Source organism: Buttiauxella cochleicola (genome assembly GCF_021283185.1).
Lineage (GTDB): Bacteria > Pseudomonadota > Gammaproteobacteria > Enterobacterales > Enterobacteriaceae > Buttiauxella > Buttiauxella massiliensis.
Genome location: NZ_JAJSOS010000012.1, coordinates 66,810 through 79,587, shown reverse-complemented (window position 1 = coordinate 79,587; position 12,778 = coordinate 66,810). Strand labels below are relative to the sequence as shown.

Below are 12,778 nucleotides of genomic sequence, written 5' to 3'. Positions count from 1 at the left end.
TAAACAATCAGGCGGTAGTGTTCGGGCTAGCTTCTTCTTCAATCTTAAGCTTCCAGCCTGGCGTATTATCCCAATACTGCTGTTCGCGCTCTAAATCGAGCAATACCAAAGTGTTCAGGCTGAACCAGTCGTGTGGGAAACGCAGTGTCCATTGGTGCTCGTCAGTTTCTAGCACCAATGTCGGCGGAGTGGTTGTTGCCTGACGTTGGTTATTCAGTAACACCCCCAGGCGCAGAATTTGAATTAGCGGTAGGAACTGCTTTTTCTTAAACAGCGTAAATCGTGGTAGGTCATCAATTTTTACCGCTTTGCGATGATAACGTACCAGAGAAGCGATGAGCATCTGTTGCTCTTGATTAAAGCCAGGCAAGTTGCTGTGTTGCAGGATATAAGCCGAGTGGCGGTGTAACCCACTATGGTTAATATTCAGTCCAACTTCGTGCAACATCGCTGACCATTTCAACAGCGCGGCCATTTGCGGATTAGCTTGCTTTGGGTTTTGTAGTTCCCACTGCTGATAGATATGCTCAGTCGTTGTCAGTACGCGTTTAGCCTGATCGCTGTCAATATGGTACTGGTTTGCCAGACTCTGTGCGGTACGGATACGAATATCCTGATGGCGGAAGCGGCCCTCCATTTCATACAGCACACCTTCGCGCAGAGCCCCGTCAGACAGACGTAACTCTCGAATGGCCAGCGAGTCGAAAACACCGCAGAGAATCGCAAGACCGGGCACAAACACCGCTTTACGCTCTTCCGATAACCCCGGAAGGCTCATAGTGCTGAAACTCTTATACTTCAGCACTTCATCACGCAGCATTTCCAGGCGTTCAGGGGTGATAATCCCGTCCTTTTCGCCCATGTTGACCAGCACTTCATGCGCCGCTTTGATGGTGCCAGAGGCCCCCATCGCCACATTCCAGCCCTGTAAGCGGTACTGCCAGGAGAGGTTTTCCAGCTTCTGTACAGCTGCGAGGCGAGCGCGTTTAAAGTTTTCTGGGGTGATATTCCCTTTTGGGAAAAAGTTTTGTGCGAAGCTCACACAGCCCATGCGGCGGCTTTCGACCAGCATTGGCTCGAAATCCTCACCAATGACCAGTTCGGTTGATCCGCCTCCAATATCAATCACCAGCTTGCGGCCTTTTTCCGGCTGGGTATGTTCTACACCCATGAAAATCAGACGCGCTTCTTCGTTACCGGAGATAATTTCAATTGGGTAGGGGATAACCTGTTCGGCACGCTTAAGAAACTCTTCGGCGTTTACGGCCAGGCGTAAACTGTGAGTACCCACGATACAGACGTTTTCCGCAGAGAACCCCTGAAGACGTTCAGCAAATAACGCAAGGCACGACAGCCCACGTTCCATTGCTTCTTCGCTTAACTCGTTTTCAGCATTCAGACCATCGGCCAAATGGACGCGTTGTTTCAGACGACCAATGATTTGCATTGCGCCATCTACCACACGTGCGATAACCATGTGGAAACTGTTCGAGCCAAGGTCTACTGCTGCGAACTCTTGCGGCCGTGGAGCATGTTTTTTTATCGGCATGTTTTTATCATCAACATAGTTTTATAGTCGACATAGTGCGTTATTCAGGTTGTTCAAGAGATTTAATGTAATCGTAAATCGCCAGTTGCGAGCGTACCTTACGGCGGTTGCCGCGCGGTACATAGCGATTACTCAGTTCTTTGTCGATGTAGCGCGCTTTAACCGTATCACTGAACAGTATTTCAATGATATCCAGCACCCGTTGTTTCAGGCGCGGGTCGAGAATAGCGACGGCCACCTCGATGCGGTAATCAATGTTGCGCGTCATCCAATCGGCAGAGGAGAGATACACTTTTTTGTCGCCGCCATTTTCAAAAACATAGACGCGATCGTGCTCGAGATAGCGGTCAACGATACTGATTACGCGGATATTGTCGCTGATACCTTCCAGATTTGGGATAAGCGAACACATGCCACGAATCAGCAGATTTACTTTTACACCTGAGCTAGAAGCCGCATACAGGCGGTCTACCAGCCCTTTATCGACCAGGTTGTTCAGTTTCAGCGTGATGCCAGATGGCTCGCCGTTTTGTGCATTAGCGATTTCTTTATCGACCAAATCGTAAAGCAGGCGGCGTGAGTTCTGTGGTGAAACCATCAGATGCTCGAATGTCACCGGGCGATAAGGGTTTTCGATAAAGTTAAATACGCGGCGTACTTCGTTGGTGATGCGCGCATCGCAGGTCAGTAACGAATAGTCGGTATAAAGACGTGCGGTTTTCTCGTTAAAGTTACCGGTACCGATGTGGGCATAACGCACCACCTCTTCACCTTCTTTACGGGAAATCAGGAACAGTTTGGCGTGAATTTTCAGACCCGGGGCTGAGAAAATAACGTGTACGCCCGCTTCAGTCAGGCGTTTAGCCCAATGTATATTGGCTTCTTCGTCAAAGCGCGCTTGCAGCTCAACTACCACGGTGACTTTCTTACCGTTGTGCGCAGCATGAATCATCGATTCGATAATGCGCGAGTCTTTTGCCACGCGATAAATATTGATTTTAATCGCCAGCACGCTTGGGTCGAACGACGCCTGGCGCAACAATTCCAGTACGTGCTCAAAGGTGTGATACGGATAGTAGAGCAATACGTCACGATTACGTATCGCATCAAAGCCGTTACGGAATTTATCGAACCAGATATGACGCAAGCGTGGCAGTGGCTTGTTGATTAAATTGGCTTTGCCGACATTCGGAAAGTTAATGAAGTCTTTAAAATTGTGGTAACGGCCACCGGGAATAATGGAGTCGTAGTTGGTGATGGTCAGCTTGTTACGCAGCATTTCAACCATCGCATCAGGCATATCACGTTGATACACAAAACGCACAGGCTCAGCGGTCAAACGCTGTTTCAGGCTTGATGACATCAGTTCCAGCAAACTCGATTCCATTTCCGTTACCAGATCGTATTCTGCGTCGCGGGTCATTTTCATTGAGTAGGCGTTCAACGAATCGTAATCGAAGAAGCCTTTGAAAATATCGTCCAGGCAATAACGCAGGATGTTATCTAGTAGGATCATCGGTTTGCGGCGGCGCGGGGCTTCCGGCGGCAAATTCACAAAGCGCGGCACTTTATCTGATGGAATTTCTAGCAGCGCATAGCGAATATCGTCGCCCTGAATAATCTCCACCGCCAGATAGGTGTAATCATCTTTAAGAAACTGCACCAGGTCGGTGTCGTGGTTAATCAGGATCGGTGTGATGTGCTGGCGCAAATAGTGTTTAAAGTAATGTCGTAGCCAGTTTTGCTGATTCGGGGAAAGCTGGCGTTCATTGATCAAGAAGATCTGGTTACGCGCCATTTCCAGCAGCAGATCGTTATATAGCCCATCAAATTCTTGATCGGCCTTAAGAACACGCGCCTGAATTTTGTTGAGCAAATGGCGCGAGTTAGGAGCCGTACCTTGTTCTTCGCTGATCAGAATGCGCCGTTTTAGCTCGGCGAAACGAACTTTGTAAAATTCATCAAGGTTATTCGAATAGATGCCGAGAAAACGCATTCTCTCGATCAGCGGGTTAATTTTATCCGCTGCTTCCTGGAGCACACGTTCGTTAAAAGACAACCAGCTCAGTTCTTTTTCGATATACAGCTTATCCTGACCCATTAGCCCTCACACTCCGTTTTCGTGGACGTTAAAATGCCGTCACGTCTGTCATTATGGCGAGCTTTGCCGTGGAATGTCCAACGATGGCCGTAAAGTATGACAAATCGTGATGAAGTTTAATAAGCGTTGTAGGGCGGAGGCGTGAAAAAGGGGCCGTAGCCCCTAAGTTTTATTCGTCTGCAGCATGACCCTGCGGTGGTAATTTGTTGCCATCCAGCCAGGCGCTATTTTCACGCATTTCCAGGCGTCCTTCGACAAACCAGGAGACAACTAATGGATAAATAGCGTGTTCCTGATTCTGCACGCGGGCGGTGATGTCTTCTTCATCATCACCTTCAAAAACTGGAACTTCGGCCTGAAGAATAACCGGCCCACCATCTAGCTCCTCAGTGACAAAATGCACGGATGTTCCATGCACTTCATCGCCGTTTTCCAACACCTGGCTATGCGTATTGAGGCCAGGATATTTTGGCAGCAGAGAAGGGTGGATGTTGATCAGTCGCCCTGCGTAATGACCGACAAACTCCGGGCTAAGAATGCGCATATAACCGGCTAGCACCACCAGATCGGGGGCGTAGGCATCGATCTCAAGCATTAGCTCACGATCGAACGCTGCGCGGTCAGCGAATTGGCTAGCCGTTAACGCGTGAGCAGGAATTTCCGCAGCACGCGCTCGCTCAAGACCAAAGGCATCGGTTTTATTACTGAATACAGCCGCCACGGTGGCATTAATCTTTTTCAGCTTACAAGTATCGATAATTGCCTGAAGATTGCTTCCGTTGCCGGAAATTAGCACCACTATACGTCTCATTACTCAATAACCACGCGCTCGGAGGAATCAGAAGCTTTGATACTACCGATTTTCCAGGCGTTTTCACCTTTTGCATTCAAAAATTCTATCGCTTTTTCAGCTTCTGACTCAGGCAGGGCAATCAGCATGCCTACACCGCAGTTAAAGGTGCGGTACATTTCGTGACGGCTGATATTCCCGGCTTTTTGCAACCAGTTGAATACCGCAGGCCACTGCCATGAAGATTCAGCAATAATAGCCTGCGTGTTGTCTGGCAGAACGCGAGGGATATTTTCCCAGAAGCCACCGCCGGTCAGGTGTGCAATCGCATGAACGTCAACATTTTCAATCAATTCCAGAATAGACTTCACATAAATGCGAGTCGGTTCCAGTAAATGATCTGCCAGCGGTTTGCCTTCAAGCTCTGTCGTCAGCGGGTCAGTACCGCTCACTTCCAGTACTTTACGTACCAGAGAATAACCGTTGGAATGCGGGCCACTTGATGCCAGGGCAATCAGCACATCGCCGTCGGTGACTTTAGAACCATCGATGATTTCAGATTTTTCGACCACGCCAACACAGAAGCCAGCAACGTCGTAATCTTCGCCATGGTACATGCCCGGCATTTCAGCCGTTTCACCGCCAACTAATGCACAGCCAGATTGCAGACAACCTTCGGCAATACCAGAAATAACGCTCGCAGCAGTCTCTACTTCAAGTTTTCCTGTTGCATAATAATCAAGGAAAAACAGCGGCTCAGCACCTTGAACAATCAGGTCATTGACACACATAGCGACCAGATCGATGCCGATAGTGTCGTGGCGCTTTAAATCCATCGCCAGACGTAATTTAGTACCCACACCGTCGGTGCCTGAAACCAGCACAGGCTCACGATACTTTTGAGGTAACGCGCACAACGCACCGAAACCGCCCAGCCCACCCATGACTTCCGGGCGGCGAGTCTTTTTCACTACACCTTTGATTTTATCGACCAGAGCGTTACCAGCATCAATATCAACACCGGCATCTTTATAGCTAAGAGAGGTTTTGTCGGTCACTGCTTAGTCCCCGCGGATGGGTTAGAAATAAAAAACGCCGCAATTCTAACAGTGCAGGCAAACGTTTGCGAGCCTCTTATTCAGCGGGATGTAATTATTATCAATCTATACTCATTTCACCCAGCTTGATCTCGAAGCGGTGGCGCGGTGTTAAAAAAGCGGTATAATCCGGCGATTTTTTTTATGGTGGCCAACTATCTCGGGGAGAAAGAGTATGAAGATCGTGGAAGTCAAACACCCACTCGTCAAACACAAGCTGGGCCTGATGCGTGAGAACGACATTAGCACCAAACGCTTTCGTGAACTCGCCTCAGAAGTTGGCAGCTTGCTGACTTACGAAGCCACGGCGGATCTGGAAACTGAAAAAGTCACTATCGAAGGCTGGAACGGCCCGGTAGAGATTGATCAAATCAAAGGTAAGAAGATTACCGTTGTGCCAATTCTGCGTGCCGGTCTGGGCATGATGGAAGGCGTGTTGGAAAACGTTCCAAGCGCGCGTATCAGCGTTGTGGGTATTTACCGTAACGAAGAAACCCTGGAACCTGTTCCTTATTTCCAGAAACTGGTTTCTAACATTGAAGAACGTATGGCGCTGGTGGTTGACCCAATGCTGGCAACCGGCGGTTCTATGATCGCAACCATCGACCTGCTGAAAAACGCCGGTTGTACCAGCATTAAAGTGTTGGTTCTGGTCGCAGCACCTGAAGGTATCGCAGCGCTGGAAAAAGCGCACCCGGACGTAGAGCTGTTCACCGCTTCTATCGATCAGGGTCTGAACGAGCACGGATACATTATTCCGGGCCTCGGTGATGCTGGTGATAAGATTTTCGGTACCAAATAATTGATTCAATAAAATTAGCCGACTTTGAGAGTCGGCTTTTTTTTGGCTAAAACACAACAACACCATCCTCAGAGGAAATAAAGATGACACGCCGCGCTATTGGAGTGAGCGAAAGACCACCCCTGCTGCAAACGATACCGTTAAGCTTGCAGCACCTGTTCGCGATGTTTGGTGCCACCGTTCTGGTGCCGATTCTGTTCCACATCAACCCGGCGACGGTACTGCTGTTTAACGGGATCGGGACACTGCTGTATCTCTTTATCTGTAAAGGTAAAATCCCGGCCTATCTCGGTTCGAGCTTTGCGTTTATTTCACCGGTACTGCTACTCCTGCCGCTGGGTTATGAAGTGGCGCTGGGCGGTTTTATCATGTGTGGCGTGTTGTTCTGTATCGTGGCTTTGATTGTTAAAAAGGCCGGTACTGGCTGGCTGGATGTGATGTTCCCGCCTGCGGCGATGGGCGCGATTGTCGCGGTTATCGGCCTTGAACTGGCGGGTGTGGCTGCGAATATGGCCGGTCTTCTACCTGCTGATGGCACTTCTCCTGACTCAACCACCATTATTATTTCCCTGGTGACGCTTGGGGTAACCATCTTTGGTTCGGTTCTGTTCCGTGGCTTCCTGGCGATTATCCCGATTCTTATCGGTGTGCTGGCGGGTTATGCGCTCTCCTTCGCCATGGGCGTGGTCGATGTCACGCCAATTATTAACGCGCACTGGTTCGCACTGCCAACCTTCTACACCCCGCGTTTTGAGTGGTTTGCGATCTTCACAATTCTGCCTGCAGCGTTGGTAGTGATTGCGGAACACGTGGGTCACCTGGTCGTAACGGCAAATATCGTGAAGAAAGATTTGATTCGCGACCCAGGCCTGCATCGTTCAATGTTGGCCAACGGTATTTCGACGATTTTCTCCGGTTTCTTTGGTTCGACACCAAACACCACTTATGGTGAGAACATCGGCGTTATGGCCATTACCCGTGTTTATTCCACCTGGGTTATCGGTGGCGCGGCGATTCTGGCAATTCTGCTTTCTTGCGTTGGTAAACTGGCGGCGGCGATCCAGATTATCCCGGTACCGGTGATTGGTGGTGTTTCCTTGCTGCTGTACGGCGTGATCGGTGCATCCGGTATTCGCGTGTTGATCGAGTCAAAAGTCGATTACAACAAAACGCAAAACCTGATCCTCACCTCCGTTATCCTGATTATCGGTGTGAGTGGCGCGAAAGTGCACATTGGCGCGGCTGAGCTCAAAGGTATGGCGCTGGCGACAGTCGTTGGCGTGAGTCTGAGCCTAATCTTCAAACTTATCAGTGTGCTGCGCCCGGAAGAAGTGGTGCTGGATGCTGAAGAAAACGACGTAAAATAGTAGTTTTGCCTCAAGCCGGGCGGTGCGTTCGCCCGGTTCTATTGATCCTCATTTCTGTGTTAGACTCTCTGCGTTTTTCTGCCTGTTATGGTTGAGGTAATTCTGAATACGCCGGCACAGCTATCACTGCCACTCTATTTGCCTGATGACGAAACTTTTGCGAGTTTCTGGCCGGGTGATAACCCTTCTTTACTCGCCGCACTTCAATCCGTGCTCCGTCAGGATCACAGCGGATATATCTATTTCTGGTCGCGAGAGGGAGGAGGGCGCAGCCATTTGCTGCATGCCGCCTGTGCGGAACTGTCACAACGTGGCGAAGCGGTTGGCTACGTGCCACTTGATAAGCGTACCTGGTTTGTCCCGGAAGTATTGGACGGTATGGAACAGCTTTCGCTTGTGTGTATCGACAATATCGAGTGTGTAGCGGGCGACGAACTGTGGGAAATGGCGATCTTTAATCTCTATAACCGCATTCTTGAATCAGGAAAAACCCGTCTGCTGATTACCGGCGATCGTCCTCCGCGCCAGCTCAATTTGCAACTTCCCGACCTCGCATCGCGCCTTGACTGGGGCCAAATCTATAAGCTGCAACCGCTTTCCGACGAAGACAAACTTCAAGCCCTGCAACTGCGTTCACGACTGCGCGGTTTTGAGCTGCCAGAAGATGTGGGTCGCTTCCTGTTAAAACGCCTGGATCGCGAAATGCGTACGCTGTTTATGACGCTCGATCAGCTGGATCATGCTTCTATCACGGCGCAACGTAAACTGACGATCCCGTTTGTGAAAGAGATTCTGAGTCTTTAATTCGTTTGGCGGATACCCAGCGCGGCATCCGCCATTATCACTACAAAATTTCTAGCACCGACTCAGGCGGGCGACCAATACGGGCTTGGCCATTAGCCAGTACTATCGGGCGCTCAATCAGCTTTGGATTATCGACCATCGCCTGAATCAATTGCTCTTCGCTTAATGCGCTATCTACCAGATTCAACTCCTTGTACAAATCCTCTTTCTGACGCATTAACTCGCGTGCGCTGGCAAAACCCAATTGGCTGAGCAACGTTTTGATGGTTGCCGCATCCGGAGGGGTTTCCAGGTACAGCACCACTTCGGGTTCTACGCCATTTGCTTTTAGCAGACTTAACGTTTCACGGCTCTTAGAGCAGCGCGGATTGTGATAAATAGAAACGGCTGTAGACATCGTAACTCCTGTTACATCTTAGAATACGGAAGGAAGCGTTTTTGCAATTCGCGGAACTGATCGATTCGCGCATCATAACGGGCTTGCTGCAAGCTACCCAATTTCACCTGAGCGCTGGCACTACTGAGCAGCGAAATAGCCTGGTCGAGACGCCCAACGAGTGCCATAACCTCAGCACGTGCAGCGAGTTCTTGATCACGATTGCCTAAATCTGCCTCGGTTTGCGCTAACAAATCCCAGGCATTGCTATCATCAGGGTGAGCGAAGGTATAACGATTGAGAATTGCTGCTGCCTGCTCTGGTTGTTTTGCCTGAACATAGGCGTTAGCAAGGTTAAGTTGTAATACCGGGTTCTGTTTCAAATCAGGCGCGTTTTTCAGTCGATTGATAGCGTCTGCGAATTTATTTTGCCCAAGGTCAATATCGGTAGATAAATCGAGATACCACGCATTTGTAGGTTGTGCGGTAAGCAGTGGTTGCAAAAGCTTACGGGCCTCATCCCATTTATTACCGCCCATCGCCTGAAGCGCACGACCATATGCTGCTGCGTGCTGTTCGCGAATATTTCCCTTGGACCAGCTATCCAATAAATCACTGGTTAGTTGGTTACGTCCGGAGTTGTACATACCCAACGTACGGGCTTTTGCCATGTAAAAATCTTCTGAAGATTGTGTCACCACCGGCCGCATTTGGTTGGCGCGGTTGCGCGCATCTGCCAAACGGCTTTCAGGCAATGGGTGGGTGAGCAAAATTTCCGGTGGGCGAGATGAATAACGCGACTGGTCGAGTAGTTTCTCAAGGAAGGTTGGCATCGCTTGTGGATCGAAACCGGAGCGCTGTAACACCTGAATACCGATGCGGTCTGCTTCCTGCTCGTTTTGTTGCGTGAAGCTGATCATGCCCTGTTGTGTGCCGGCGAGTGTTCCACTTAACGCTGCCATACCCGCTTGTGGGCTGGCCATCGCCAGTAAAATAGAACCTAATGCACCCACCCAGGTTAGCGGGGCATTTTTTTTCTGATCTTCCATGGCTCGCGCCAGGTGACGTTGTGTGACGTGAGAGATTTCGTGCGCCATAACCGACGCGAGCTGGCTTTCATTATCGGCATAACGGAATAGCGCAGAGTGCAGCACCACGTTGCCGCCGAAGAAAGCAAAGGCGTTGATTTCGTCGTTATTGATCAGAAAGAAATGGAATGGGGTCTTAACTGAGTTGGCATGGCTAACCAGACGCATACCCAGTTTGTTGATGTACTGCACGAGCAAAGGGTCATTGATTAATGGGGCGCTGCCTCGCAGCTGACGAACATAAAAGTCGCCCATCTGCATTTCCTGGCCAATTGACAGAGTATTACCTGCTGAAGTTCCCATATCTGGCAGTTGGTCGCTAACGTCCGCAAAGGCTGGAGTTACTGGACCCGCAAGCAAAGCTGCCATCAGTGTTGCAACCAGCGATTTTTTCAACTGCTTGAACATACGTCCTGTCCTGTTTAATCAAAGTTAATCTTCGACATGTATTACGTGAATTTGTTCGCATACAAAAATGAACTGTAGCCCACCGCATGACTGAGACCTATCTTATCTGCGACAATTTTAAACCGCCATTGAACGGAGATAAAAAGCAAAGTCTTTACAGTGACATTTAGATACAATCTCTCCTCGCACAATACTGTCAGGGAAGGGATGTATGCTTGAAATGTTGTTGCAGTGGTATCGACGACGGTTTAGCGATCCGGAGGCTATCGCACTGCTAGTCATTCTGGTTGCAGGATTTGTCATTCTGTTCTTCTTCCACGGACTGTTAGCGCCGCTGTTGGTGGCAATTGTGCTGGCTTATTTACTGGAGTGGCCAACCGCACGGCTTCAGCGTATCGGATGTTCACGAACCTGGGCTGCAACGATTGTATTGGTGCTGTTTGTCGGCATTTTGCTGTTGATGGTGCTGGTAGTTGCGCCAGTTGCCTGGCAGCAGGGTATCTATCTGATACGTGACATGCCGGGAATGCTGAATAAACTTTCTGATTATGCGGCCACTCTGCCAAGACGTTACCCGGCACTGGTTGATGCAGGCATCATTGATGCCATCGCCGAGAACATGCGTGGGCGCATGATGGGTATGGGCGATCAAGTGGTGAAATATTCACTGGCTTCATTAGTTGGGCTGTTAACGCTGGCAATCTATCTGGTGTTAGTGCCGCTAATGGTGTTCTTCCTCGTCAAAGACAAAGAACAGATGCTTAATGCTGTTCGCCGGGTTTTACCTCGAAACCGTGGGCTTGCGGGGCAGGTATGGCTGGAGATGAATCAGCAAATTACGAACTACATTCGCGGCAAAGTGCTGGAAATGCTGGTTGTGGGTGTGGTGACCTATATTGGTTTTGTGATTTTTGGCCTGAATTACTCTCTGCTGCTGGCGGTGCTGGTCGGATTCTCTGTGCTGATTCCATATATTGGCGCGTTTGTCGTGACAATCCCAGTGGTGTGCGTGGCGTTATTCCAGTTTGGAGTGGGGCCGGAGTTCTGGACGCTATTTGCCGTGTATTTAATTATTCAGGCATTAGATGGCAATCTGTTGGTACCGGTATTATTTTCCGAAGCGGTTAACCTGCATCCATTGGTCATCATTTTGTCGGTAGTTATTTTTGGCGGTCTGTGGGGGTTCTGGGGCGTCTTCTTCGCGATTCCACTTGCTACCCTGATTAAAGCGGTGGTGCATGCCTGGCCGGATAGCGTGTTAATAGACGATAAGCCAAACTAGAGAAAGTAAAAAGCCGACATAAAGTCGGCTTTTTTAATATTTCTAGCGTAGCTATTAAGCGTTTTCTTTCAGCCAGTTCACCACAATGTCGTGATGGTTGCTGGTTTTGAAATCATCAAACACTTTTTCAACTTTGCCTTCACCATCCAACAAGAAGCTAATGCGATGGATGCCATCGTAGGTTTTACCCATAAATGACTTCTCGCCCCAAACCCCAAATTGCTCACAGACCTGGTGGTCTTCATCAGAAAGCAGGGTGAAGTTGAGTAACTCTTTTTCGGCAAAACGTGAAAGTTTCTCTGGCTTGTCGGTGCTAATACCCAGCACTTCCACACCACTTTTTTTCAACGCATCCATGTTGTCGCGCAAGCCACATGCTTGCACGGTGCAGCCTGGTGTCATCGCTTTAGGATAAAAATAAACCAGAACGCGCTGTCCCTGGAAGTCGGTTAAATTTATCTGCTCGCCGTCTTGATCAGGCAAGCTAAATTTCGGTGCACTGTCACCGGCTTTCAGTGGGCTCATTACAACTCTCCGTCTTAATCATCTTGCTGTGGATAATTCACAACGTTAATACTGCCTTGTGCTTTAAGTTCTGTACAGAGGGCCTTGAATTCATCTTCAATAACATTCGCATCCTGACCTGCCGGACTATGAGCTGTTATCTGAATATACAGCTGGGGTGGATTGCCATCCTGAGCTGGCTGGGTACGTGAACTCAATTCCGCAATATTCATGTGATGGACATCAAACAGATGGGTGAAACGCTCGATTAAATGAGGCGAGTCGGTCACTTCTACCTGCACCCAGACTGTTGCTGGCATTGCCGGGCGCTCTTGCGCTGCGGTACGTTTCATAACGATTAATAAATCTAGCTCAGCACCTTTCAGCGGTAGCGTTGATTCAATCAGGGTTATGGCATTCCAACTGCCCGATAGCAGCATAATAAACGTGAACTCTTCACCGAGCATAGCGAGGCGACTGTCTTCAATATTACAGCCGCAACTGCTCACATGGCGGGTGATGGTATTAACAATACCAGGTCTGTCCGCCCCAAGGGCCGTAATGACCAAATAATGGTGTGGTGAGAGTGTCAAACGTGTTCTTCCTGTGA

12 protein-coding genes are annotated in these 12,778 nt (G+C 49.4%); 4 read left to right on the top strand and 8 right to left on the bottom strand.

The annotated features are described in order from the left end of the window. Positions 1 to 7: 7 nt before the first annotated feature. From ppx to purM, 4 genes are all read right to left on the bottom strand, one after another. Entirely contained in the window at positions 8 to 1,549 is a 1,542-nt protein-coding gene (gene ppx / locus LVQ76_RS18045; RefSeq protein ID WP_232905009.1) for an exopolyphosphatase, read from the bottom strand. A gap of 40 nt (positions 1,550 to 1,589) precedes the next feature. Continuing rightward, positions 1,590 to 3,650, bottom strand: coding sequence for a polyphosphate kinase 1 (gene ppk1 / locus LVQ76_RS18040; protein WP_232866133.1), 2,061 nt, complete (start codon positions 3,648 to 3,650; stop codon positions 1,590 to 1,592). Between the two features lie 169 nt (positions 3,651 to 3,819). Continuing rightward, on the bottom strand, positions 3,820 to 4,461 hold the full coding sequence (gene purN, locus LVQ76_RS18035) for a phosphoribosylglycinamide formyltransferase (protein WP_232922189.1): 642 nt from the start codon (positions 4,459 to 4,461) through the stop codon (positions 3,820 to 3,822). After that, the gene (gene purM, locus LVQ76_RS18030; RefSeq protein WP_232922188.1) at positions 4,461 to 5,498 is read right to left on the bottom strand and encodes a phosphoribosylformylglycinamidine cyclo-ligase; all 1,038 of its coding nucleotides are present in this window, start codon (positions 5,496 to 5,498) and stop codon (positions 4,461 to 4,463) included. The genes purN and purM overlap by 1 nt, the downstream gene beginning before the upstream one ends. Positions 5,499 to 5,712: 214 nt before the next feature. Between purM and upp the strand changes: the two genes are divergently transcribed. The 3 genes from upp (at position 5,713) to LVQ76_RS18015 (ending at position 8,510) form a co-directional block, all read left to right on the top strand. Continuing rightward, positions 5,713 to 6,339 (top strand): uracil phosphoribosyltransferase, encoded by a 627-nt coding sequence (gene upp, locus LVQ76_RS18025; RefSeq protein ID WP_034459132.1) that lies wholly within the window; start codon positions 5,713 to 5,715, stop codon positions 6,337 to 6,339. An 83-nt stretch (positions 6,340 to 6,422) separates the two neighbouring features. Next, on the top strand, positions 6,423 to 7,706 hold the full coding sequence (gene uraA, locus LVQ76_RS18020; protein ID WP_232922187.1) for a uracil permease: 1,284 nt from the start codon (positions 6,423 to 6,425) through the stop codon (positions 7,704 to 7,706). A 102-nt stretch (positions 7,707 to 7,808) separates the two neighbouring features. Then, positions 7,809 to 8,510, top strand: a complete 702-nt coding sequence (locus LVQ76_RS18015; RefSeq protein ID WP_226812157.1) for a DnaA inactivator Hda — start codon at positions 7,809 to 7,811, stop codon at positions 8,508 to 8,510. A 40-nt stretch (positions 8,511 to 8,550) separates the two neighbouring features. Here the strand turns inward: LVQ76_RS18015 and arsC are convergent, their stop codons facing one another. Together arsC and bepA are read right to left on the bottom strand one after the other, a co-directional pair. After that, positions 8,551 to 8,907 (bottom strand): arsenate reductase (glutaredoxin), encoded by a 357-nt coding sequence (gene arsC, locus LVQ76_RS18010; protein WP_232866751.1) that lies wholly within the window; start codon positions 8,905 to 8,907, stop codon positions 8,551 to 8,553. Positions 8,908 to 8,918: 11 nt separating this feature from the next. Beyond that, positions 8,919 to 10,382, bottom strand: coding sequence for a beta-barrel assembly-enhancing protease (gene bepA, locus LVQ76_RS18005; RefSeq protein WP_232866748.1), 1,464 nt, complete (start codon positions 10,380 to 10,382; stop codon positions 8,919 to 8,921). A 211-nt stretch (positions 10,383 to 10,593) separates the two neighbouring features. Between bepA and LVQ76_RS18000 the strand changes: the two genes are divergently transcribed. Next, on the top strand, positions 10,594 to 11,664 hold the full coding sequence (locus tag LVQ76_RS18000) for an AI-2E family transporter (RefSeq protein WP_151995234.1): 1,071 nt from the start codon (positions 10,594 to 10,596) through the stop codon (positions 11,662 to 11,664). 54 nt (positions 11,665 to 11,718) lie between these two features. On the opposite strand, the gene bcp is transcribed toward LVQ76_RS18000, so the two are convergent. Together bcp and LVQ76_RS17990 are read right to left on the bottom strand one after the other, a co-directional pair. Next, positions 11,719 to 12,189, bottom strand: coding sequence for a thioredoxin-dependent thiol peroxidase (gene bcp, locus LVQ76_RS17995; protein WP_064512983.1), 471 nt, complete (start codon positions 12,187 to 12,189; stop codon positions 11,719 to 11,721). Positions 12,190 to 12,203: 14 nt separating this feature from the next. Beyond that, entirely contained in the window at positions 12,204 to 12,761 is a 558-nt protein-coding gene (locus LVQ76_RS17990; RefSeq protein WP_232922186.1) for a glycine cleavage system transcriptional repressor, read from the bottom strand. Positions 12,762 to 12,778: the final 17 nt, after the last annotated feature.

Coding starts and splice junctions, on each gene's coding strand:
- bepA (WP_232866748.1), bottom strand. CDS start 10,382: ATGTTCAAGCAGTTGAAAAAATCGCTGGTTGCAACACTGATGGCAGCT.
- ppx (WP_232905009.1), bottom strand. CDS start 1,549: ATGCCGATAAAAAAACATGCTCCACGGCCGCAAGAGTTCGCAGCAGTA.
- LVQ76_RS18000 (WP_151995234.1), top strand. CDS start 10,594: ATGCTTGAAATGTTGTTGCAGTGGTATCGACGACGGTTTAGCGATCCG.
- uraA (WP_232922187.1), top strand. CDS start 6,423: ATGACACGCCGCGCTATTGGAGTGAGCGAAAGACCACCCCTGCTGCAA.
- upp (WP_034459132.1), top strand. CDS start 5,713: ATGAAGATCGTGGAAGTCAAACACCCACTCGTCAAACACAAGCTGGGC.
- ppk1 (WP_232866133.1), bottom strand. CDS start 3,650: ATGGGTCAGGATAAGCTGTATATCGAAAAAGAACTGAGCTGGTTGTCT.
- purN (WP_232922189.1), bottom strand. CDS start 4,461: ATGAGACGTATAGTGGTGCTAATTTCCGGCAACGGAAGCAATCTTCAG.
- arsC (WP_232866751.1), bottom strand. CDS start 8,907: ATGTCTACAGCCGTTTCTATTTATCACAATCCGCGCTGCTCTAAGAGC.
- bcp (WP_064512983.1), bottom strand. CDS start 12,189: ATGAGCCCACTGAAAGCCGGTGACAGTGCACCGAAATTTAGCTTGCCT.